The 22,957-nt window shown below is 71.9% G+C and carries 8 protein-coding genes and 1 pseudogene; 3 read left to right on the top strand and 6 right to left on the bottom strand.

From position 1 onward, the window contains the following. The 4 genes from ACWCPY_RS40465 to ACWCPY_RS40450 all read right to left on the bottom strand — a co-directional run. On the bottom strand, nt 1–3,412 hold a 3,412-nt coding region (locus ACWCPY_RS40465), incomplete at its 3' end, for a type I polyketide synthase (RefSeq protein ID WP_451273780.1). 691 nt (nt 3,413–4,103) lie between these two features. Beyond that, entirely contained in the window at nt 4,104–5,591 is a 1,488-nt protein-coding gene (locus tag ACWCPY_RS40460) for an MFS transporter (RefSeq protein ID WP_451273778.1), read from the bottom strand. A 9-nt stretch (nt 5,592–5,600) separates the two neighbouring features. Further along, nucleotides 5,601–6,452 (bottom strand): daptide-type RiPP biosynthesis methyltransferase, encoded by an 852-nt coding sequence (mpaM, locus tag ACWCPY_RS40455; RefSeq protein WP_451273776.1) that lies wholly within the window; start codon nt 6,450–6,452, stop codon nt 5,601–5,603. Between the two features lie 218 nt (nt 6,453–6,670). After that, nucleotides 6,671–8,170 (bottom strand): MDR family MFS transporter, encoded by a 1,500-nt coding sequence (locus ACWCPY_RS40450; protein ID WP_451273774.1) that lies wholly within the window; start codon nt 8,168–8,170, stop codon nt 6,671–6,673. 100 nt (nt 8,171–8,270) lie between these two features. Between ACWCPY_RS40450 and ACWCPY_RS40445 the strand changes: the two genes are divergently transcribed. Beyond that, complete coding sequence (locus ACWCPY_RS40445; RefSeq protein WP_451273772.1) at nt 8,271–8,840, top strand: TetR/AcrR family transcriptional regulator; 570 nt, start codon at nt 8,271–8,273, stop codon at nt 8,838–8,840. 59 nt (nt 8,841–8,899) lie between these two features. On the opposite strand, the gene ACWCPY_RS40440 is transcribed toward ACWCPY_RS40445, so the two are convergent. Together ACWCPY_RS40440 and ACWCPY_RS40435 are read right to left on the bottom strand one after the other, a co-directional pair. Then, nucleotides 8,900–9,106: a ferredoxin gene (locus tag ACWCPY_RS40440; RefSeq protein WP_451273770.1), complete on the bottom strand. Its 207-nt coding sequence runs from the start codon at nt 9,104–9,106 to the stop codon at nt 8,900–8,902. Further along, nucleotides 9,103–10,326, bottom strand: a complete 1,224-nt coding sequence (locus ACWCPY_RS40435) for a cytochrome P450 (RefSeq protein WP_451273768.1) — start codon at nt 10,324–10,326, stop codon at nt 9,103–9,105. Before ACWCPY_RS40435 ends, ACWCPY_RS40440 begins: the two co-directional genes overlap by 4 nt. 136 nt (nt 10,327–10,462) lie before the next feature. Between ACWCPY_RS40435 and ACWCPY_RS40430 the strand changes: the two are divergent. Together ACWCPY_RS40430 and ACWCPY_RS40425 are read left to right on the top strand one after the other, a co-directional pair. Next, nucleotides 10,463–16,516: pseudogene (locus ACWCPY_RS40430) on the top strand (SDR family NAD(P)-dependent oxidoreductase); the annotation flags it as partial. Continuing rightward, nucleotides 16,513–22,957, top strand: a 6,445-nt coding sequence (locus ACWCPY_RS40425; protein WP_451273766.1) for an SDR family NAD(P)-dependent oxidoreductase, incomplete at its 3' end; no start/stop codon positions are given. The pseudogene ACWCPY_RS40430 and the gene ACWCPY_RS40425, both read left to right, overlap by 4 nt.

The raw sequence follows: 22,957 nt of genomic DNA, 5'->3' as shown, positions 1-22,957 counted from the left end.
CCGCGGGTCCCTCGGTGCCCAGCGTGTACGCGATCCGGCCGGACGCCACGCTCGCCGTGCCGCCGGTCAGCCGGTACCCGTCGAAACCGTCGGCGGGCTCGTGCAACCGGGGGCCGTACTCCTGCGCGGTCGCGCCGACGAACACCCCGGTGTGGCCGCCCCGCAGAGACTTCGGCTCGACACCCGCGTGCTCCAGCGCCTCCCACGAGACCTCGAGCAGGATCCGCTGCTGCGGATCCATCGCCGCCGCTTCGCGCGGACCGATGCCGAAGAACTCCGCGTCGAACCCGGCGGCGTCGGACAGGAAGCCGCCCTCCCGCACGTACGACTTCCCGCGCGCGGCCGGGTCGGGGTCGAACAGCGCGTCGAGGTCCCAGCCCCGGTCGGTGGGGAAGGAACCGATGGCGTCCCGCTCACCGGCCACGAACTCCCACAGGTCCGCCGGGTTGGCGACCCCTCCCGGATAGCGGCAGGCCATCCCGACGATGGCGATCGGATCGTCGTCGGCGACCCGTGCCGGCGCGACCGGCTCGGCGACGGCCCGGTCGCCGACCAGCTCGGCATACAGATGCTCGGTCAACGCCATGGGCGTCGGGTAGTTGAAGAGCAGACTGGACGGCAGCCGCAGCCCGGTGGTCACGGAGAGCCGGTTGCCGAACTCGACCGCGGTCAGCGAGTCGAACCCCTGCTCCCGGAATGCCCGCTCCACGTCCACCGCGTCCGACGTCACGTGTCCCAGCACGGTCGCGGTGGTACTGAGGACCAGGTCGAGCAGCATGGTGTCCTGCTCGTCCTTGCTCGCCTCGGCGAGCCTGCCGGCGAACGACACCTCCGTCTGCGGTGCGGCCGGCGGCACCTCCCCGGTGTCCACCCAGTGCCGTTCCCGCTGGAAGGCATAGGTAGGCAGGCGTACCCGCTCGGCCCGCCCGAACACGGCCCGCCAGTCCACCTCGACTCCGGCGGTGAACGCCCGGCCGAGCGTCGTCAGCAGTGCCGGCAGCTCCTCGTGATCACGGCGCAGGGTCGGGATCACCTGCACGGTGTCCGGGAGGGACGGCCGGGCCATCGCGCTCAGCACGGCATCGGGGCCGAGCTCGACACAGGCCGTGACGTCGTGGTCCTGCAGCAGGCGCACGCAGTCGCCGAACCGGACGGTCGCCCGCACATGCCGCACCCAGTAGCCGGGTGTGGCCAGCTCGTCCCCGGCCAGTGTCCCCGTGACGTTGGACAGCACCGGAATCGAGGGAGACGAGTAGTCGAGCCCCTCCGCGACCCGGCGGAACTCCTCGAGCATGGGATCCATCAGCCCGGAGTGGAATGCGTGGCTCACCCGCAACGAGCTGGTCCGCCTGTCCCGCTCGCGGAACAGGGCGGCGACTTCCGCCACCTGGTCCAGGTCCCCGGAGACGACGGTCGCCTGTGGGCCGTTCACCGCGGCGACGTCCACGCCCGGGAACTCCCGCACCACCGGCCGGACCTCGTCCTCGGCGGCCTCGATCGCCGCCATCCCACCACCGGGCGGAAGCTTCTGCATCAGCCGCCCACGCGCGGCCACCAGGGCCGCCGCGCTCGGCAGGTCGAGCACGCCGGCCAGGTGCGCGGCGACCAGTTCCCCGATGGAGTGTCCGCACAGGATGTCCGGGCGGATGCCCCAGTGTTCGAGCAACCGGGCCAGCGCGACCTCGACGGCGAACAGGGCGGGCTGCGCGTAACCGGTCTGCTGCAGGGCCGCACCGTCGGCGATGACCGCGGCCATCGGCCGGTCGAGGTGCCGGTCGAGCTCGGCGCACACCTCGTCGAACGCTGCCGCGAACACGGGTGACTGCTCACGCAGTTGCAGGCCCATGCCGGCGCGCTGGCTGCCCTGACCGGTGAACAGGAACGCCGTGCCACCACCCGCCCCGGCCTGTCCGGTGAGGACGGACGGGGACTCCGTGCCGTCGCGGAGCGCGGCGAGCCCAGCAGTGGGATCCTGGCCGAGAACGGCGGCCCGGTACTTGAACGCCGACCTGGTCGTGGCGAGCGACAGCCCGACATCGTCGGGTTCACCGGCGGGCAGGGCGTCCAGCAGGCGTCCGGCCTGCGCCCGAAGCGCGGCCGGCGAGCGCGCGGACAGGACCCACGGCCCGGCGGCCGGGGCGGGCGGCCGGGGCACGCCTTCCTGCCTCTCGATCCCGGCCAGGACGAGATGGCAGTTGGTGCCGCCCATGCCGAAGGAGCTGACCCCGGCGACCGCGGGTCCCGGCCACGTCCTCGACTCGGTGACCACGCTGAGGCGCAGCTCGTCGAGTGGGATGCGCGGGTTGGGTTCGGTGAAGTTCAGACTCGCCGGCAGCTCTCCGTGCCGGATGCTCAGGGTGGCCTTCAGCAGGCCGACGATTCCGGCCGCGCCCTCCAGGTGCCCGACGTTGGTCTTGGCCGACCCGACGAGCAGCGGCTCGGCCCGGTCACCGCCGAGCGCGGCGCCGAGCGCGGTCGCCTCGATCGGATCGCCGACGGGTGTGCCGGTTCCGTGCAGCTCGACGTACCGCACATCGGCCGCGCGCACGCCCGCGTCGCGCATGGCCCGCTCGACGACGTCCTGCTGTGCCGCCGCGCTCGGCACGGTCAGGCCGTCGGTCGCACCGTCGTTGTTGACCGCACCGCCGCGGATCACACAGTAGATGTCATCGCCGTCGGCGACCGCCCTGGCCAGTGGCTTGAGCAGCACCGCGCCACCGCCTTCGCCACGTACGTAACCGTTGGCGCGCGCGTCGAAGGTATAGCAGCGGCCGTCAGGGGACAGGCCACCGAACTGGGCTGCCATCAGCGCGCTGTCGGCGAAGAGGTTGAGGTTCACCCCACCGGCGATCGCGGTCTCGCAGTCTCCCCGCCGCAGGCTCTCGACCGCCAGATGCACCGCTACCAGCGACGAGGACTGCGCGGTGTCGACGGTGAGGCTCGGGCCCCGCAGTCCGAGCACGTAGGACACCCGGTTGGCGAGGATGCCGCGGTGCACCCCGGTGATCGCGTGCCGGCCGATCATCCCGGCGTTGCGGACGATCGATGCGTAGTCGTCCCACATCGCACCGACGAAGACGCCGGTCCGGCCGCCGCGCAGGCTCGTCGGCGGGACTCCGGCGTCCTCCGCGGCCTCCCATGCCAGTTCGAGCATGAGCCGCTGCTGCGGGTCCAGCAGTGCGGCCTCACGTGGACTGATGCCGAAGAACGCGGCGTCGAACCGGTCGACTTCCGGCAGGAAGGCACCGAACCTGGTCATCGGCGTCGGTGTCCACCGGCCGGAAGGGACCTCGGCGATCGCGTGCTCGCCGGCCAGCAACAGCCGCCAGAACGCGGCGGGATCCTCCGCGCCCGGCAACCGGCACGAGACGCCCACAATCGCGACCGCGTTCTCGGCAATCCCCTCGGCCATCCAGCAACCCCGCCTTCGCTCGACTCTTCCGGCCAGTGCCCAGTCAAGGGAGGTCGGTGCGTTTACCGTGGATTCAGTCGCCCGATCAGCCGATGGAGCAATGTCCTCGTACCGGTCGTGTCCGGGGCTTGCGGCGGCTGCGGCACAGACGGTGAACGAGCTGGGCCGCTGCGAAACGTGCGGAACCTTCCTTGACGGGCACCAGTGTCGGCCGGGCGTCTTAGCCCCCTCTTGCGACGGCCTTGCCGGTCCCTAAAGTTCAAGGTGAACGGGTGTGCCGGTTCAACGGCACTGTCTCACCCTCGCTGGTGGCGGAGGGGGACGTCATGCGAGGGCCTCGGCTGCTGTGCGCGTCCTCCTCACCCAGCGGGTGGGGGACGGGAGAGACGGTCGACATCGTGGCCGGAGTCCGTCACGGTCGGGATCCCGGGGTCGCCCCGCTCCAAGTGCCCTTTCTCGGAGGGACACTTCACGACCTCGTGCGGCCGGGTCCCGGCGCGGGGGCGCGATCCGCCGGTCGACCGTGACGAGGAGACGCATCGACAACGGCCGTTCTCCATCGCTTCGTCGATCGAGATCTCGAAGCGTGGAGAACGGCCGCGTCACATGCTGTCGTCGGGTCCCGGAGACCTCAGCAGGTCGGGTGACCGACGACGTCGAACGTCGAACCGGGAAGCCGTTGGGCCACCGGTCATGACCGGTAGGACAAGGGCTTCTCCTGCGGTCGGGCCACCGAATGGTTGTCGCGCAACAGGAACACCGCGATCACCAGGCCGACGGCGATGAGCGCGCTCGACAGGGCGAAGGCCCGCCCGAACCCGTCGGCCATGATCTCGTGCGCCCGTGCTATCGAAGCGCCGTCCTCACCCGGCGCCGCGCGGCCGACCGTACTGATCATGGTTACCGTGGCCGCCAGCCCGAGCGATGCGCCGATGCGCATCGTGCTCTGCTGCAGGCCGGAGGCCGCGCCGGAGTCACCATGCGGAACCCCGGCCAGGATCAGCGAGTTGAGCGCGGTGACACTGCTGCCCTGCCCCGCCCCGATCAGCAGCAGCGGGCCGAGCACACCCGCCGCGTACGAGGTGTCCTGGCTGAGGAACGACAGCCAGAGCGTGCCCGCCGTCAGCGAGGCCGCCCCGGCGACGACGACCGCTTTCGCCCCGCGCAGGGCGATCAGCCTCGGTGTGGCGACGGCCGCGCAGAACAGGGTCACCGCGAGCGGCAGGAACGCGAAGCCGGCCTCGATCGGGCTGAACCCCACGATGTCCTCCAGGAACTGGGTCAGGCAGAACAGCATCGCCGCGCCGACCGTGCCGACGAGCACGGTGTTGATGTACGCCGTCGCCCGTCGCCCGTTCCTGAACAGGTGCAAGGGCACCAGGGGGTGGCTCGCCCGCGCTTCGACCAGGACCGCCGACACCAGCAGCACGATTGCGGCGACGAACGAGCCGAGCACCCACCCGTCGCTCCACCCGGCCGAGCCGGCCCTGGTCAGCCCGAACACCAGCGCAACGACGCCGAAGGTCACCGTCAGTGCGCCGCCCACGTCGAACCGGCCACGGTTGCGCGGGGACTCCCGCAGCACGAACGGCGTGCCCACGAGGATGATCAGTCCGAGCGGGACGTTCACGAACAACGCCGCCCGCCAGGAGATCTCGCTGAGCAGGCCGCCGACGAGCAGACCGACGGCCAGGCCGAGCCCGGCCGCGGTGGCGAACACCGCGAGCGCCCGGTCGCGGCGACTGCCCTCGGTGAAATTGACCGCGATCAGGGAGAGCGAGGCAGGCTCGGCGAACGCGGCGCCCGCACCCTGTCCGACCAGGGCGACGAGCAGCATCGCCGACGAGTCGGCCAGCGTGCCGACCAGTGAGGACACCGTGAACACCGCGATGCCCGCCAGGAACACACGGCGTCGGCCGAGCAGGTCGCCCGCCCGGCCGCCGAGCAGCAGCAGGCCGGAGAAGGTGAGCATGTAGAGGTTGGTCACCCACGACAGTTCGCTGAGCGAGAGGTTCAGCCCGGATCTGATCGCCGGCAGGGCGATGTTCAGCGACGAGAACCCTATCGCGACCATCAGCTGACAGCCCACGATCAACGCGAGCGAGACCGCCGTCCCCTGCCCCTCGACCGCGGACGCCGATCCCGGCGTCGCGGTCACGGAATCGAGTTCGTTGGACATGCGCCGGCCCTAGTGGGAGACCTCGAGCAGCACCCGGCGCCGCCCGACGTAGGCGCTGTGCTTCATGATCTGGTTGCGCACACTGACCTCGTGGATCTCGCGCACGCGCAGCCCGGCGCTCTCGATCTCCTCGGTCAGCATCGCCGGGGTGATCAGGTGGGTCCACGCGGTGTAGATCCGGCTGTCGGTGACGGCGCCGTCCACGACGCGATGGGTCACGAAGCTGGTCAGCCGCCGCCGCTCGCCGGGGTCGACGTGCTCGATCATGGTGACCGAGACCGGGGCGACGCTGTCGTGGGCGTCGGTGGCCACGATGGTCTCGAACGGGGCCGCCGAGTCGTCGAGGCCGGGGAACTCCAGCAGCGTCAGCAGGAACCGGCCGTCCTCGGCCAGGTGCTCACGCACGGAGCGGAACAGACCGGCGCGGTGCTCCTCGTCGAGGTTCCACACGGTGGTCATGCCGAGCAGGACGATGCCGAAGGTGCGGCCGAGGGAGAACGAGCTCATGTCCCCCTCGACGGTCTCGAGCTTGTCCCCCAGCTCGGGCCGGCCGGACTCGGTGAGCCGGTCCGACAGCCGGGCCAGCATGTCGGGCGAGGAGTCGAGGCCGACCACGTCGTAGCCCGCCTCCAGGAACGGTATTGTCGTCCGGCCGTTGCCGCATGCCAGCTCCAGCACCGGCCCCGAGTGCGGCTCGGACACGCGCAGCATGTCGTCGATCTCCGCGCGGTCGTTGCGGGTGAAGTGGTTGTAGATCTGGGAACCGTGCGGCCCGTAGATGCTCTCGACCGGCAGCTTGCCACCGAACAGCGTGTTGATACGGCCTGCGGAACCCGGCAGCTCGAAGGCTGTCTGCGTCATGACTCGCCCCTCTCTGGTGTCCAAAGTCAGCACAAGAATCGAGAGGTTCGCTAAGGGACGCCTACGCCTGGTCTAAAGCGCCGGCCCGGTCCGAGGCGCCGGCCTGTCCGCAGCGCCAAAAGGGCCCGGAACCGGTTGGGGAACCGGTTCCGGGCCGCTTTCGCTTCATGGTGGTCACATCATGGGCACCCGGCGGGCGCCCATGATGTGACCACCTCCTATTCGGCCGTCTTGTGTGCCCGGACCGCGAAGGCGATCAGGAAGGCCAGCACCCCGAAGGGAGCCGCCCACACGAACAGCATGTGAGTGGCATCGACGACGGAAGCTATGTATCCCTCCCGCACCGAGTCCGCGAGCCCCTCGATGCCGGCGGGGTCGAGCCGCCCCGACCCACCGGCCAGCCGCGCGTATTCGTCGGCCGGCAGGCGCTGTGCCAGCCCGTCCAGCAGGCGCCCGGTGAACACCGAGCCGAACAACGCCACACCGAACGAACCACCGATGGACCGGGAGAAGGTGACCGTGCTGCTGGCCACCCCCATGTTCGCGCGCTCGACGCTGTTCTGGGCGGTGACCACGGTGACCTGGAAGAGCACGCCGAGCCCGAGGCCGAAGACGATCATGTAGAGCGAGAACAGCAGCTCGCTCGTGCCCTGGTCGACCAGCAGCAGCAGACACAGGCCGGCGGCGAACAGGAAGCTGCCGCCGATGAGGATCGCCCGGTGGTTGTCGGTCTTGGTCAGCAGGGTGCCGGAGTACATGGTGGTGACCAGCGACGCCCCGAGCATCGGCAGCAGCAGCAGGCCGCTGCTGGTGGCCGAATAGCCGTGCGCCGACTGCTGGTACAGCGGCAGGAACGCGACCATGCTGTACATCGCGAACCCGACCAGGAAGGTCAGGACCTGGGCGATGCTGAAGTTCCGGATGGCGAACAGCCGCAGGGGAAGCACTGGTTCGGCGGCCCTGCGTTCCACCAGCAGCATCGCGACGAACACCACCACGCCGGCCGCGGCGAGCAGCAGGATCTGCGGCGAGTCCCAGTCGAACTTCACCCCTCCCCAGCTGGTGACCAGGACGATCGCGACGGCGAACAGGGCGACCAGCAGCGCGCCGAGGTAGTCGATCTTGTGCTCGACCCGCTGCCCGACGTGGTTGAGCCGGGTCACGACGATCACCAGCGCGATCGCGCCGATCGGCAGGTTGATCAGGAACGCCCACCGCCAGGACGCCACGTCGGTGAGGAAGCCACCGATCAGCGGCCCGCCGATCATCGCGACGGCGCCGAGCGCGGCGATGAAGCTCTGGAACTTTCCGCGCTCGCGAGGGGTGGCCAGGTGCCCGATGATCGCGATGACCCCGACCAGCAGGCCGCCCGCGCCGATTCCCTGCAGTGCGCGGAACGCGATGAGCTGGCCTATGGTCTGAGCCGCGCCGCACAGTGCGGAGCCGAGCATGAAGACCACGATCGCAAAGACCAGGATCCACTTGCGACCGTAGAGATCGCCGAACTTGCCGTACAACGGCGTCGAGGCCAGCGTGGCCAGGGTGTACGCGGTGACGACCCAGGAGAGCTGATCCACCCCGCCCATCTCACCCACGATGGTCGGCAGCGCCGTGCTGACGATCATCGCGTCGAGCTGGGCGAGCAACATCGCTAACAGCAGGCCGGGCAGGACACGCATCAGCTCCGTCCGCTCGGCGGTTGTCGTGGACGTTGCCACGCGAGTCTCCATTCACTCAACGGATGATGAGTGAATGACCCTACAAGTGGCACCAGATTTCAGTCAACGCCTGTTGTGCGAACTTCGGTACAGTGGCACCGTGACCAGATCCGAGGAACAACTGCCCCGCGCCCAACGACGTGCGCTGACAGCCAAACGGATCCTCGCCGCCGCACGCGCGCTGTTCAGCGAGTCCGGCTACGACCGGACCACCATCCGCGCGGTGGCGGCCAAGGCCCAGGTCGACCCCGCACTTGTCATGCAGCACTTCGGCAGCAAGGACGAGCTGTTCCGGCGGGCGATCACGGTGTCGTCGCAGGAGGCGATGGAGGGCGGCCAGGAGAAGCTGGCCGAGTTGCTGCTCGGCATCCTCGGCGTCAAGCTCGGCGAGGTGCCCGACACCTCGCTGGCCCTGCTGCGCTCGATGCTGACCTATCCGGAGGCGGCCGAGCAGGTCCGCGCGGCCAACACCCGCCAGCTCACCCAGATCAGCGACGTCATCGGCGGCGACGACGCGGAACTGCGGGCCGCGCTGACGGTCAGCACGCTGCTCGGCATCACCATCGGTCGCCACCTGCTCGAACTCGACCCGCTCCGCACGGTCGACCCGGAACGCATCGCCGACGTGATGAAGCCGTGCCTGGAAGCCCTCACGGACAAGAAGCGTTAGGGCCTTTCGTCCGGATCAGGCCAGACCCCGCGAGCCCGGCGTGATCCGAACGAAAGCCCCTACGTCCCGTCCTGCCCGTCGAGGATGGTGATCGCCCGTTCGGGGCAGGCTACGGCGCCCCGGCGGACCGCGGCGGCCAGCCCGTCCGGGACATCGAACTCGCCCATCTCGTTGAAGCCTTCATCGGAGAGCCGGAAGACCTCGGCGGCACGGGCCTGGCACATGGTGTGCCCCATGCACAGTTCCGGGTCGACGCGCACCTTCATGCCGGGGCTCCCACGGTGACGTCGAGGTCGAACACGCCGAGTGCCGGTGAGTAGTGGTGCGTCGGCTCGGTCCCGGGGGTCAGGTGGTAGTTCGGGATCCTCTCGTGCCAGACCTCCACGGCCAGCTGGATGATCCGGCGGGCGAGGTGCATGCCGAGGCAGCGGTGCGGGCCCGCACCGAAGGCGAGGTGCCGGGTCACCTGGCGGTCGAAGTCGACTCGGCCGGCGTCGGTGAAGACGTCCGGGTCCCGCCCGGCCATGCCCCAGGACATGAGCACCCGGTCGCCCTCGCGCAGGGTGACCCCGTGCCGCTCGACATCGCGGGTCACCACCCGGCCGGTGGTGGACACCGGTTCGTGCCGGATCAGCTCCTCGACGATGCGCGGGATGGACTCCGGGGACTCCACGACCGTGCGCTGTGCCTCCGGGTCCGTGGCCAGGTACCGGAAGACCAGGCTCAGCTGGGAGGAGGTGGTGTCCAGGCTGGCGAGCATCGCGACGAACAACGCGTTGATCATCTCGTCACGGGTCGGCGGGCGCCCGTCGTAGGTGGCGTGCAGCAGCCTGCTGATCACATCCCGCCTGCCCTCGGTGCCCTCGGCCCTGCGCCGGTCGATGGCCGCTCCGAAGAAGTCCCACAGCGGCTTGTTCGCCGCGCGCAGTTCCTCGTCGGTACGGGCGCTGGGGATGCCGACCCGGCGCAGCCAGTCCTTGTGGTCCACGAACGCCTTGAGGTGTTCGCGACCGATTCCGAACGCGATCAGGAACGCCTCGGACGGGAGCACCGAGGCGTACTCGGAGATCAGCTCGCACCGTCCCTTGCGGACGATCGGCTCGACGGTGTCGATGGTCGCCTGGCGCAGCTGCGGGGTGAAGTGATTGACCGCGCTCGGGTTGAACAGCTCGGCGAGCGTCTGTCGCCATTTGCGGTGGACATCCCCGTCGAGCTGGATCGGGATCAGCTTCTCGTGGAAGATCCTCCGGTGCGGCACGGTGAGCTCGGCGCTGGAGAAGATGTCCGGGTTCTTCGCCGCCCACTCGATGTCCTCGTACCTGGTGAGGATCCAGAACCCGCCGTGCTGCTCGGACCGGACGATCGGCGCGTGTGCGCGCATCTCCTCCCAGTGCTCGACGGTGGACTGCTGCAACCACGGCGCGTAGATGCTCCAGTTCCGGATGCGTTCCTCGAGCGTGGCCGGTATCTCCGGCGCTTCGGTCATGATCGTCCCTTCCCGGCAGCGACTGATGGTGGTGCCGCCCAGCCTCGCCACACCCGCTAACCGCAACCTTCGCCCGCCCTAAAGCCTTTAGACGGTTGCAAGGGGCTCCTTAGCCCGCGCCGTGAGCCTTTCATTCGTGACCACCCAACTGACCGCCGAGGACAAGCTCCGGGACTATCTGCGCCGGGCGACCGCCGAACTGCGCGACACCCGACGACAATTGGCCGAGGTCGAGGCCAGAGCGGCCGAGCCGGTCGCGATCGTGGCGATGGCCTGCCGGTATCCGGGAGACGTACGCGACCCGGACCAGTTGTGGCAACTGGTGTCCGGCGGTGTCGACGCGATCACACCGTTCCCGGCCAACCGGGGGTGGCCGCTCGGCGAGTTGCACGACCCGGACCCCGACCGGCACGGGCGGTCCTACGTACGCGAGGGCGGGTTCCTGCACGACGCGGACGAGTTCGACGCGGAGTTCTTCGGTATGAGCCCGCGCGAGGCCGCGGCGACCGACCCGCAGCAGCGGCTGCTCCTGGAGATCGCCTGGGAGGCGGTGGAGCGGGCCGGGATGGACCCGGCGGATCTGCGCGGCAGCCGGACCGGCGTGTGGACAGGCGTGATGTACGACGACTACGCCGCCCGGCTGCGTCCCATGCCCGCGGAGTACGAGGGCTACCTCGGCAGCGGCAGCGCGGGCAGCGTCGCCTCCGGCCGGATCTCCTACACCTTCGGTTTCGAGGGCCCCGCGCTCACCATCGACACCGCGTGCTCGTCCTCCCTGGTCGCCATCCACCTCGCCGTGCAGTCGCTGCGGCGCGGCGAGTGCGATCACGCGCTGGCGGGCGGGGTGACGGTGATGGCGACCCCCGACACCTTCATCGAGTTCAGCAGGCAGCGCGGCCTGGCGAAGGACGGGCGCTGCAAGCCGTTCGCCGCGGCGGCCGACGGCACGAGTTGGGCCGAGGGCGCCGGCGTCCTCATGCTGCGCAGGCTCTCCGACGCCCAGCGGGACGGGAACCCGGTCCTCGCCGTCGTGCGCGGCAGTGCCGTCAACCAGGACGGCACGAGCAGCCAGCTCACCGCACCCAACGGCCCCTCGCAGGAACGGGTCATCCGCGACGCGCTGGCCGACGCGGGCCTGACCCCTGCCGAGGTGGACGCGGTCGAGGCGCACGGGACCGGCACGACGCTCGGTGATCCGGTCGAGGCCGGGGCCCTGCTCGCCACGTACGGCCGCGACCGGCCGACCCCGCTGCTGCTGGGATCGCTCAAGTCCAACCTCGGCCACACCCAGGCCGCCGCCGGGGTCGCCGGTGTGATCAAGATGGTGCAGGCCATGCGGCACGGAATGCTGCCGAAGACCCTGCACATCGATGAACCGACCCCGCACGTGGACTGGGCCTCGGGCGGGGTGTCGCTGCTGACCGAGCACACCCCGTGGCCCGGCCCCGACGACACCGCCGACCGGCCGAGGCGGGCCGCGGTGTCGTCGTTCGGCATCAGCGGCACCAACGCCCACGTCGTACTGGAGCAGGGCCCCGACACAGCGGTGTCGCCGGGAACCGCCGACGCGCCGTGGGTGCTGTCGGCCGGCTCGGCGCCGGCCCTGCGACAACGTGCCGAGGAGCTGGCGGGCATGGCGGCCACCGATCCCGGTGCTGTCGCCCACACACTGGCCACGCGCAGGGCGCACTTCCGCCACCGGGCCGCGCTGTTCGACGACAGGCAGGCCGCCTTGCGTGCGCTGGCCGAGGACCGCCCGGCTCCCGGCCTGGTCCGAGGGGTCGCGCAGGACGGGCGCTGCGCGTTCGTCTTCCCCGGGCAGGGGTCGCAGTGGGTGGGCATGGCGACCGGGCTGATGAACGAGTCGCCGGTGTTCGCCGAGTCGATCCGCCGCTGCTCAGAGGCGATGGGCCCGTTCGTCGACTGGGACCTGGCCGAGGAGCTGGCCGGCCCGCTCGACCGGGTCGACATCGTGCAGCCGGCGTTGTTCGCCGTGATGGTCTCCCTCGCCGAACTGTGGAAGTCGGTCGGCGTCCGGCCGGACGCCGTCGTCGGGCACTCGCAGGGGGAGATCGCGGCGGCCTATGTCGCGGGAGCCCTCGGTATCGAGGATGCCGCCCGGATCGTCACCCTGCGGTCCAGGGCCCTCACCGCACTCGCCGGCGGGGGCGGCATGGTGTCGGTGGCACTGCCGGCGAAGGAGGTCGAGGCGCTGCTCGGTGCCGGGGCCGGCGTCGCGGCCGTCAACGGTCCGATGTCGACCGTCGTCTCCGGACAGAACGACGCGCTCGACGACCTGATGGCGTTGTGCGCGAAGAGGGACATCCGCGCGCGACGGGTGCCCGTGGACTACGCGTCCCACTCCCCGCAGGTCGAGCAGATCCAGGACGAGCTGCGTACCGCGCTCGCGGGCGTCGCACCCCGGCCGTCGAGCGTGCCCTTCTACTCCACCCTGACCGGTGAACTCATCGACACGTCCGCCCTGGACGGTGACTACTGGTACCGCAACCTCCGCGAGCAGGTGCGCTTCGCGCAGGCCACGACGGCGCTCGCGGACGCGGGGCACGGCCTGTTCATCGAGGTGAGCCCGCACCCGGTGCTCGCCGTCGGCCTCGACCACACCGCCGTCGGCACCCTACGGCGGGACGAGGGCGACCTGCGCCGGTTCCGTGCCGCGGCCGCCGAGGCATACGTCCACGGCGCGGACATCGACTGGGCGACCCTCATCGAGCCCACCGCACCGGTGGACCTGCCCGGCTATCCGTTCCAGCGCAGCCGGTACTGGGTCGACACCGTGGCCGGCAACGTCACCGATCTCGGTCTCGGGCAGGCCGACCACCCCCTGCTGAAGGCCGTGGTCGACACTGCGCACACCGGCGAGACCGTCCTCACCGGACTGCTGTCGCTCCCCCGCCAGCCGTGGCTCGCCGACCACGCGGTGTCGCATACGCCGCTACTGCCCGGTGCCGCGTTCGTGGAGCTGGCGGCTCATGCCGGGCACCTGACCGGCTGCGGCCGCATCGCCGAGCTGACCCTGCACCAGCCGCTGCCGCTGCCCGGGACGGAGTCCGTGCGCGTGCAGGTGGTGGTCGGCGCGGAACGAAACGGTCACCGCGAGATCAGCATCCACAGCGGCGGCGACGAGCAGTGGACCGTCCACGCCTCCGGTCTCCTCGCGCCGGACACCGGCACCCCCCTGCCGCCCCTGTCCTGGCCACCCGAGGAAGCGACGGAACTGGACCTCCGCGGCGCCTACGAGCGGCTCGCCGAGGCCGGTCTCGGCTACGGCCCGGCGTTCCGCGGCCTGGTGGCGGCCTGGCAGGGCGACCGGGTGCGTTACGCCGAGGTGGAGCTGCCCGTCGAACCCGGCGCGTTCGGCGTGCATCCGGCCCTGCTCGACGCCGCGCTGCACGCCGCGGCGCTCGACGGAGCGGCGCGGCTGCCGTTCAACTATCGCGACGTGACCCTGCACGCGGTCGGTGCCACCCGGGTCCGGGTCCGGCTGACCGAAGTCGACGGTGACACCGTCTCCGTGCTGATCACCGACGAACAGGGCGAACCGGTGCTGGAGATCGGTGCCCTGACCGTGCGGCCGTTCGCCGCCGGCTCGCTGACCGTCCGGCCACCGCTGTACGCGCTCGACTGGGTCGAGGCCGAGGCCACCGAGGACGCGGACCGCGTCGTCGCGGACTTCACGACGGAAACCGACGTTCGCGCGGCCACCACCCGGGCGCTCCGACTCGTGCGCGACCACGCCGGCGAGGGTCCACCCGTGACGGTGGTGACCGGGCGGGCCGAGGGAGCCGGGGCGGTCGACCCCGTCGGTGCGGCCGTGTGGGGGCTGATCCGCACCGCGCAGACCGAGCACCCCGGCCGGTTCGCCCTCCTGGACACCGATGAGGCGCCGGCCGGGGTGGCCGGCACCGGCGAACCGCAACTGGTGGTGCGGGACGGTGTCGCCATGGCACCCGGACTGGCCCGCGCCGACGAGGGAATGCCGGTGCCCGCCGGACCGTGGCGGCTGGCCCGGGGTGCGCTCGGCAGCCTCGACCGGCTCCGTCTGGTCCCGTGTCCCGAGGCCGCACATCCCCTGGCACCCGGTCAGGTCCGCATCTCCGTGCGTGCGGTCGGCGTGAACTTCCGGGACGTGCTGATCACCCTGGGCATGGTGCCCGACGACGACCGGGCCGCGGCCACCGAGGGCGCCGGCGTGGTCACCGAGGTCGCACCGGACGTGACCGACCTGGCCCCCGGTGACCGGGTGATGGGCCTGTTCGCGAGTGGCGCCGGCCCGGTGACGGTCACCGACCGGCGTCTGGTCACCCGGATGCCGCGCGGCACGGGGTTCGCCGAGGCCGCCGGCATGCCGATCGTGTTCCTGACCGCCTACTACGGCCTGGTCGACCTGTGCGCCGCGCGGCCGGGCGAGCGGATCCTGGTGCACGCGGCGGCCGGCGGGGTCGGGATGGCCGCCACCCAGCTGGCCCGCCACCTCGGTCTCGACGTGTTCGGCACCGCGCACCCGGCCAAGTGGTCCGCACTGGACATCCCGGCCGACCGGCTCGCCTCCTCGCGCGACCTCGACTTCGCCGACCGGTTCGCGGACCTGGACATCGTGCTGAACTCGCTGGCCGGCCCCTTCGTCGACGCCTCGCTGCGGACCATGCGGCCGGGCGGCCGGTTCCTCGAACTCGGCAAGACCGACATCCGTACCGGGCTGCCCGGCTACCGCGCCTATGACCTCGCCGAGGCCGGCCCCGACCGGATCGGCGAGATACTCGCCGAACTCCGCGACCTCGTCGAGGCCGGCGTACTGCGGCCGCTGCCGGTCACCGCATGGGACATCCGGCACGCCCCCGACGCGTACCGCCACCTCGGCCAGGCGCGTCACATCGGCAAGGTGGTGCTGCGTGTCCCGGCACCGCTCGACCCGGCCGGCACGGTGCTGATCACCGGCGGCACCGGGGGCCTCGGCACCCTCGTCGCCCGGCACCTCGCCACCGCCGGCGTGCGCAACCTGGTCCTGGTGAGCCGGTCCGGCCGCGCGGCCGATCTGTCCGATCTGGACGCCGAGGTGACGATCGTCAAGGCGGACGCCGCCGACCGCGACGCCATGGCCGGGGTGCTCGCGGCCATCCCGGCCGAGCACCCGCTCACGGCCGTGATCCACGCGGCGGGGGTGCTGCGCGACGCCACCGTGGACAGGCTCACCCCGGAGGATCTGGAGGCCGTGCTGCGCCCCAAGGTCGACGCCGCGGTGCACCTCGACGAACTGACCCGTGATCTCGACCTGTCGGCGTTCGTGTTGTTCTCCTCGCTCGCCGGTACGCTCGGCGGCCCGGGGCAGGCCAACTACGCCGCGGCGAACGCGTTCCTCGACGGCCTCGCCAGACGGCGGCACTCCGAAGGACTGCCCGCCACGTCGATGGCGTGGGGTCTGTGGGCCACACCGAGCGGTATGACCGGTCATCTCGACGACGCGGACCGCGACCGGCTGGCCCGCGACGGCCTGCCCGCCATGTCCGACGAGCAGGTGCTCGCGCTGTTCGACGCGGCTTTCGGCAGCGCCCTGCCGGTGGTGGTGCCGGCGGTGATCGACACCGCGACGCTGCGCGGGGCCGATGCCGTACCCCCGGTCCTGCGTGGCCTGGCCGGGACGGCCCGCACCCGGGTCAGGACCGCCGGTGCACCCGACGCCTCGTGGTCCACGCGGCTCATCGGCCTGTCCGAGCGTGCCAGGTCCGACGCGGTGCTCGACCTGGTGCGATCCACCGCTGCCGCCGTGCTCGGCCACGCCGGCACCCAGGCGGTGGCCGACACCCGTGCGTTCAAGGAGCTGGGGTTCGATTCGCTGACCGGGGTCGAGCTGCGCAACCGCCTCGCGGCGGCCACCGGGCTCACCCTCCCGGCGACGCTGGTGTTCGACCATGCCACGCCCCGCGCACTGGCCACCCACCTTCGTGACCGGTTGCTTCCCCGGCAGGAATCGCCATCCGTGCTCGACGAGCTGGACCGGGTGGCCGCCGCACTGCGCGGCGAGGAGGACCCGGCCACCCTGCTGCGGGTCACCGACCGGCTGCGCGACCTGCTCGCCGGCGTCGCCCCGCCCGACGGGGTGGACGAGCGGCTGGAGACCGCGTCGGACGGCGAGATCTTCGACTTCATCGACAACGACTTGGAGGTGCGGTGACCACCGAGGACAAGCTGCGCGACTACCTCAAGCGCGTCACCGCGGACCTGAGCCGCACGCGTCAGCGGTTGCGCGAGGTCACCGACGCCGACCGCGAGCCCATCGCGATCGTGGCCATGAGCTGCCGGTACCCGGGCGATGTGAGCTCGCCGGAAGAGCTGTGGGAGCTGATCGCCGCCGAGGGCGACGCGATCGGCCCGTTCCCGGCCGACCGCGGCTGGGACCTCGATGCGCTGTACGACGCCGACCCGGACCTGCCGGGCCACAGCTACGTCACCCGAGGCGGGTTCGTCACCGGCGCGGACCGCTTCGACGCCGGGTTCTTCGGCATGAGCGCGAGAGAGGCCGCCGCGACCGACCCGCAGCAGCGGCTGCTGCTGGAGACCTCGTGGGAGCTCTTCGAGCGCGCGGGCATGGACATCGGCACATTGCGCGGCAGCGACACCGGCGTGTACGTCGGCGTGATCGCCCAGGACTACGCCAACAGGCTGCACGAGCCGGCGGACGGGGTCGGTGGGCACCTGCTCACCGGGACCACGACCAGCGTGGCATCCGGCCGGATCGCGTACACCTTCGGCTTCGAGGGCCCCGCGCTCACGGTGGACACGGCGTGCTCGTCCTCCCTCGTCGCGCTGCACCTCGCGGTGCGGGCCCTGCGCAGGCGTGAGTGCGGGCTCGCGGTGGTCGGCGGTGTGACGGTGATGGCCACTCCTGGGGTGTTCACCGAGTTCAGCCGGCAGCGCGGGCTGGCCCCGGACGGCCGGTGCAAGGCGTTCGCCGCCGCGGCCGACGGGACCGCGTTCGCCGAGGGCGCCGGCATGCTGCTGGTCGAACGGCTCTCGGACGCCGTGCGGCACGGCCATCCGGTGCTCGCAGTGGTGCGGGGCACCGCCATGAACTCCGACGGCGCGTCGAACGGGTTGACCGCGCCCAACGGCGCGGCACAGGAACGTCTGATCCGGCAGGCCCTCGCCGACGCCGGCCTGTCTCCCGCCGATGTCGATCTGGTGGAGGCGCACGGCACCGGAACGACGCTCGGCGACCCGATCGAGGCCAGAGCCGTACTGGCCACCTACGGCCGGGACCGGGCGGAACCGCTGTGGCTGGGGACGGTCAAGTCGACGCTCGGGCACACCCAGGCGGCCGCCGGGGTGGCCGGCGTGATCAAGGCGGTCCAGGCCATCCGGCACGCCACCCTGCCGAAGACCTTGCACATCGACGCGCCGACCCCGCACGTCGACTGGGCCGAGGGCAAGGTCGAGTTGCTCACCGGGTCGCTTCCGTGGCCCGCGGTCGACCGGCCGCGCCGGGCCGGTGTGTCCTCGTTCGGCATCAGCGGAACGAACACGCACGTGATCCTGGAGGAGGCGCCGGCGGGCCCCGAGCCGGACCCGGCCCCGCCGGTGGTCACGGTGCCCTGGTTGCTGTCCGGGCCGGACGACGCCGGTGTGCGTGCCCAGGCCGAATCGCTCGCCCGCTATCTGGACGACCATCCCGGCACCCATCCGGTCGACGTCGCCGTGACCCTCGCCAGGCACCGCACCGCGCTGCCCCGCCGGGCCGCCGTCGTCGCCACCGACCACGACGGTCTCCGCACCGCTCTGACCAGGGTGGACGGTCAGGGCGAGGCGGGTGAACTCGGCGGCGTGGCCTTCCTGTTCACCGGTCAGGGAAGCCAGCGAGCCGGGATGGGCCGGGACCTGGCCGCCAGGTTCCCGGTGTTCGCCGCGGCGTTCGACGAGATCGTGGACCGCTTCGACGGCCTGCGCGAGGTGATGTGGGACGCGGACCGTGAGAATGACCTTCAGGACACCGGGTGGACACAGCCGGCCCTGTTCGCCTTCGAGGTCGCCATGTGCCGGCTGCTCGCGCACTGGGGTGTGCGTCCGGACCTGGTGATCGGGCACTCGGTGGGAGAGATCGCCGCCGCGCACGTGGCCGGTGTGCTGTCCCTGGACGACGCGTGCACCCTGGTCGGCGCGCGTGGCCGGCTCATGCGGGCGCTGCCTGCCGGTGGCGCGATGGTCGCGGTGGAGGCGGGCGCGGATGTCCTCGCCGAGGCGGTGGCTCCGGTGGCCGGCCGGGTGGCGGTGGCGGCCGTCAACACCGACCGTGCCGGCGTGCTCTCCGGTGACGAGGACGTGGTGCTCCGGCTCGCGGAGGAACTGTCCGCACGCGGGCACCGGACCAGGCGGTTGCGGGTCAGCCACGCGTTCCACTCGCCCCTGATGGACCCGATGCTGGCGGAGTTCCGTGCCGTCGCCCAGAGCCTCACCTACCGGGACCCTCAGATCGCGGTGGTGTCCGACGTGACGGGTGAGGTCGTCCCGGCCGACCTGCTGCGCTCACCCGAATACTGGGTCGAGCACGTCCGCGCGACCGTACGGTTCGCCGACGGCGTACGGGCGGCGCGCGCTGCGGGTACGGGGACGTTCGTCGAGGTCGGTCCCGACGCCGTGCTGGCCGGGATGGCGGGCTCGGTGCTCGGGGACGAACCGGGGGTCGCGCTGCTGGCGGTGGCCAGGGCGAACCGGCCGGAGGACCACACCGCCACCGAGGCGCTCGCGGGGCTGCATGTCCGCGGCGCCGACGTGAACTGGGGTGCGTACTTCGACGCAACGGGAGGTCGCCGGATCGAGCTGCCGACGTACTCCTTCCGCCGGGACCGGTACTGGCTGGCCGGGCGGGGCGGGGGCGGCGGCGCCGGGCACGCGCTGCTCGGGGCCACGGTCCGGCTGGCCGAGCGCGACGAGGTGGTGTGCACCGGGCGGCTTTCTCCCCGGTCGCACCCGTGGCTGGCCGACCACACCATCGCGGGTGCCTTGCTGCTCCCCGGCACGGCGTTCGTCGACCTGGCCGGCCATCTGGCCGACCAGGTCGGTGCGGCCGGCATCGAGGAGCTCACCATCGAGGTCCCACTCGTCCTGCCGGACCGGGATTCGGTGGCCGTCCAGGCCGTTGCCGGCAGCGCGGACGAGACGGGGCGCCGGCCCGTCACCATCCATTCCCGTATCGATGACGGCGAGTGGGTCCGGCACGCGAGCGGTGTCCTCACCGGCACCGGCGCACCGGCGCAGGACCGGATGGCGTGGCCGCCCGCCGGGGCCGCACCGGTCCCGGTCGACGACTTCTACCCGGGCATCGCGGCGGCCGGCTACGGCTACGGCCCCGCGTTCCACGGGTTGCGCGCCGCGTGGCGAGCGGGCGCCGAGGTGTACGCCGAGGTGCGGCTGCCCGACGGGATCGACAGCGCGGGCTACGGCCTGCACCCCGCGCTGCTCGACGCCGCGCTGCACGCCATCGGTCTCGGCGACGCCGATCCCGACCGGGTCCGGCTGCCGTTCGCCTGGTCCGGAGTGCACCGTCACGCCGACGCGGCGACCGAACTGCGGGTGCACATCCGTCCGCTGGGGACGGATGGCTACCGGCTGGTGTGCACCGATCCGGCCGGCGAGCCGGTGCTGACCGTCGAATCGCTGACCATGCGGCCGGTCCCGCAGGGGAACCTGACCTCGGACCGGTTGCTGGACATCGCGTGGATGCCGGTGGCGCCGGGCTCCGGCGAACAGCTGGATGTCGTGTGGTGCACGACCCCGGACGAGGCCCTGCGCGTGGTGCGGGATCGTCTCGGTGCGGACGGGCCGCCGCTGGTGATCGCGACCCGCGACGCCGTCGCCGCCGCCCCCGGCGACCGGGTCGCCGACCCCTCCCGGGCGGCGGTGTGGGGGCTGGTGCGGTCCGCACAGGCCGAGCACCCCGGCCGGTTCGTACTCGTGGACACCGACGGGGAACTCCCGCCCGGCCTTCCCGCCCAGCATCCCCAGCTCGCGATCCGCGGCGGGATCCCGCACGTTCCCCGGATCGCGCCGGGCGGCCCTTCCCGGCTGTGCGTGCCCGCCGAGCCGTGGCGGCTCGACGCCACGGCCGAGCGGGGCACCACCGACAGCGTCGAGCTGGCGCCCTGCCCTGCGGCGACCGCGCCACTGGAGTCCGGCGAGGTACGCGTGTCCATGCGTGCCGCCGGCGTGAACTTCCGGGATGTGCTGATCGCGCTCGGCAGGTATCCGGGCGAGGCCACGATCGGCAGCGAGGGTGCCGGCGTGGTCGTGGAGGTCGGTGCCGAAGTCACCGACCTCCGGCCGGGTGACCGGGTGATGGGCATGTTCACCGGTGCCGCAGGTCCCCTCTCGGTGACCGACCGCCGGCTGGTCACCCGGATACCGGCCGGATTCACCTTCGCCGAGGCCGCGGCGACGCCGATCGTGTTCCTCACCGCCTACTACGGCCTCGTCGACGTCGGCCGGTTGCGGGCCGGTGAGTCGGTGCTGGTGCACGCCGCGGCCGGCGGCGTCGGGATGGCCGCCGTCCAGCTCGCCAGACACTGGGGCGCGGTCGTGTACGGCACGGCGAGCCAGGCCAAGTGGCCGGCGACCGGACTGTCCGAGGACCGCCTCGCCTCGTCGCGCGACCTCGACTTCGAGGAGCGGCTGCGGGCGGCGACCGGCGGCGAGGGTTTCGACATGGTGCTGAACTCGCTGACCGAGGGGTTCCTCGACGCGTCGTTGCGGCTGATGCCGCGCGGCGGCCGGTTCGTCGAAATGGGCAAGGCCGACATCCGCGACGCCGCCGACGTGGCCGAGGAGCATCCCGGTGTGCGCTACCGGGCGTTCGACCTCGGCGAGGCGGGGCCCGACCGGATCAAGGAGATGCTCACCGAGTTGGTCGCCCTGTTCGAAGCGGGCGTGCTGAGCCCGTTGCCGGTCACCTCGTGGGACGTGCGGAACGCCCCGGCCGCCCTCCGGTTCCTCGGGCAGGCCAAGCACGTCGGCAAGGTCGTCGTCACGATCCCGGCCGCGCTCGACCCGAACGGCACAGTGCTGATCACCGGGGGCACGGGCGGCCTCGGCCGCACGGTCGCCGAGCACCTCGTACGCCGGCACGGCATGCGGAACCTGGTGCTGCTCAGCCGCTCCGGCGGTGATCCGGGGGTGCTGGCCGAGCTCGGCGCCGAGGTCAGCGTGGTCCGGTGCGACGTCGCGGACCGGGAGGCGCTGCGGGCCGTGCTCGCCGGCATCCCGCAGGAGCATCCACTGACCGCGGTCGTCCACGCGGCCGGGGTCGTCGACGACGGCGTCGTGGCCGCGCTCACTCCCGAGCGCCTGCACGCGGTACTGCGCCCGAAGGTCGACGCGGCATGGCACCTGCACGAGCTGACCAAGCATCTTGATCTGGCCGCTTTCGTGCTGTTCTCCTCGCTCGCGGGCGTGCTCGGCAGCTCGGGCCAGGGAAACTACGCCGCCGCCAACGCCGCGCTCGACGCCGTCGCCCAGCACCGGCGCGTGCTCGGACTGCCCGCGGTGTCGGTGGCCTGGGGGATGTGGGAGCGGCGGAGCGGGATCACCGAACACCTCGATGCCCAGGACCTGGAGCGCATGGCCCGCGCCGGTCTGCCCGCGCTGCGTGACGACGAGGCACTCGCCCTGTTCGACGCCGCGCTCGCCACCGACCGGGCGCTTGCCGTCGGTGCCCGGGTCGACGTGAAGGCCTTGCGGGAACCCGTGCATCCGATGCTCCGCGGCCTGGCCGGCACACCCGCTCGCCGGGTCGCCGGGACGGGTGGCGGCCGGGTCGACCGGCTGGCGGCGGTACCGCCCGCGGAGCGTCCCGCCGCCCTGCTCGATCTGGTACGGGACAAGGCCGCGGCTGTGCTCGGTCATGCGGGGAGCGAGACCATCGGCGCCGGCCGGGCGTTCCGGGACCTGGGTTTCGACTCGCTCACCTCGGTCGAGCTCCGCAACCGGATCGCCGACGCGCTCGGCATCCGGCTGCCGTCGACGTTGGTGTTCGACTACCCGACGCCGACCGCGCTCGCCGGGTTCCTGGACGGGGAGCTCGGTGCTTCGGCGGCATCGTCCGCTCAGCCGGTCCACGCGGCACAGTCGCTCGACGAGGACCCGATCGCCATCGTCGGGATGGCCTGCCACTACCCGGGCGGCGCCGACTCACCCGACCGGCTGTGGCAGTTGGTCGAATCCGCAGTGGACGCGGTGGGACCGTTGCCGACCAACCGCGGCTGGGATCTCGGTGAGCTGTTCGACCCGGATCCCGACCGCCACGGCAAGTCGTACGTCCAGGAGGGCGCGTTCCTGTACGACGCGGACCTGTTCGACGCGGAGTTCTTCGGCATGAGCCCGCGCGAGGCGACCGCGACCGACCCGCAGCAGCGTCTCCTGGTGCAGACGACGTGGGAAACCTTCGAGAACGCCGGCATCGATCCGTCGACGTTGCGCGGCGGTCAGGTCGGCGTGTTCGCCGGGGTGATCGCCGGCGACTACGCCGTCGGAGCACCGGAGGGCTACGAGGGGCATCTGTCGACGGGCAACACGGCGAGCGTGGCCTCCGGCCGGATCGCCTACACCTTCGGTCTTGAGGGGCCGGCGC

This window comes from Streptomyces sp. NPDC002403 (genome assembly GCF_053593015.1).
The sequence above is the reverse complement of the archived record's forward strand: the minus strand, read 5'-3'. Positions and strand labels throughout refer to the sequence as shown.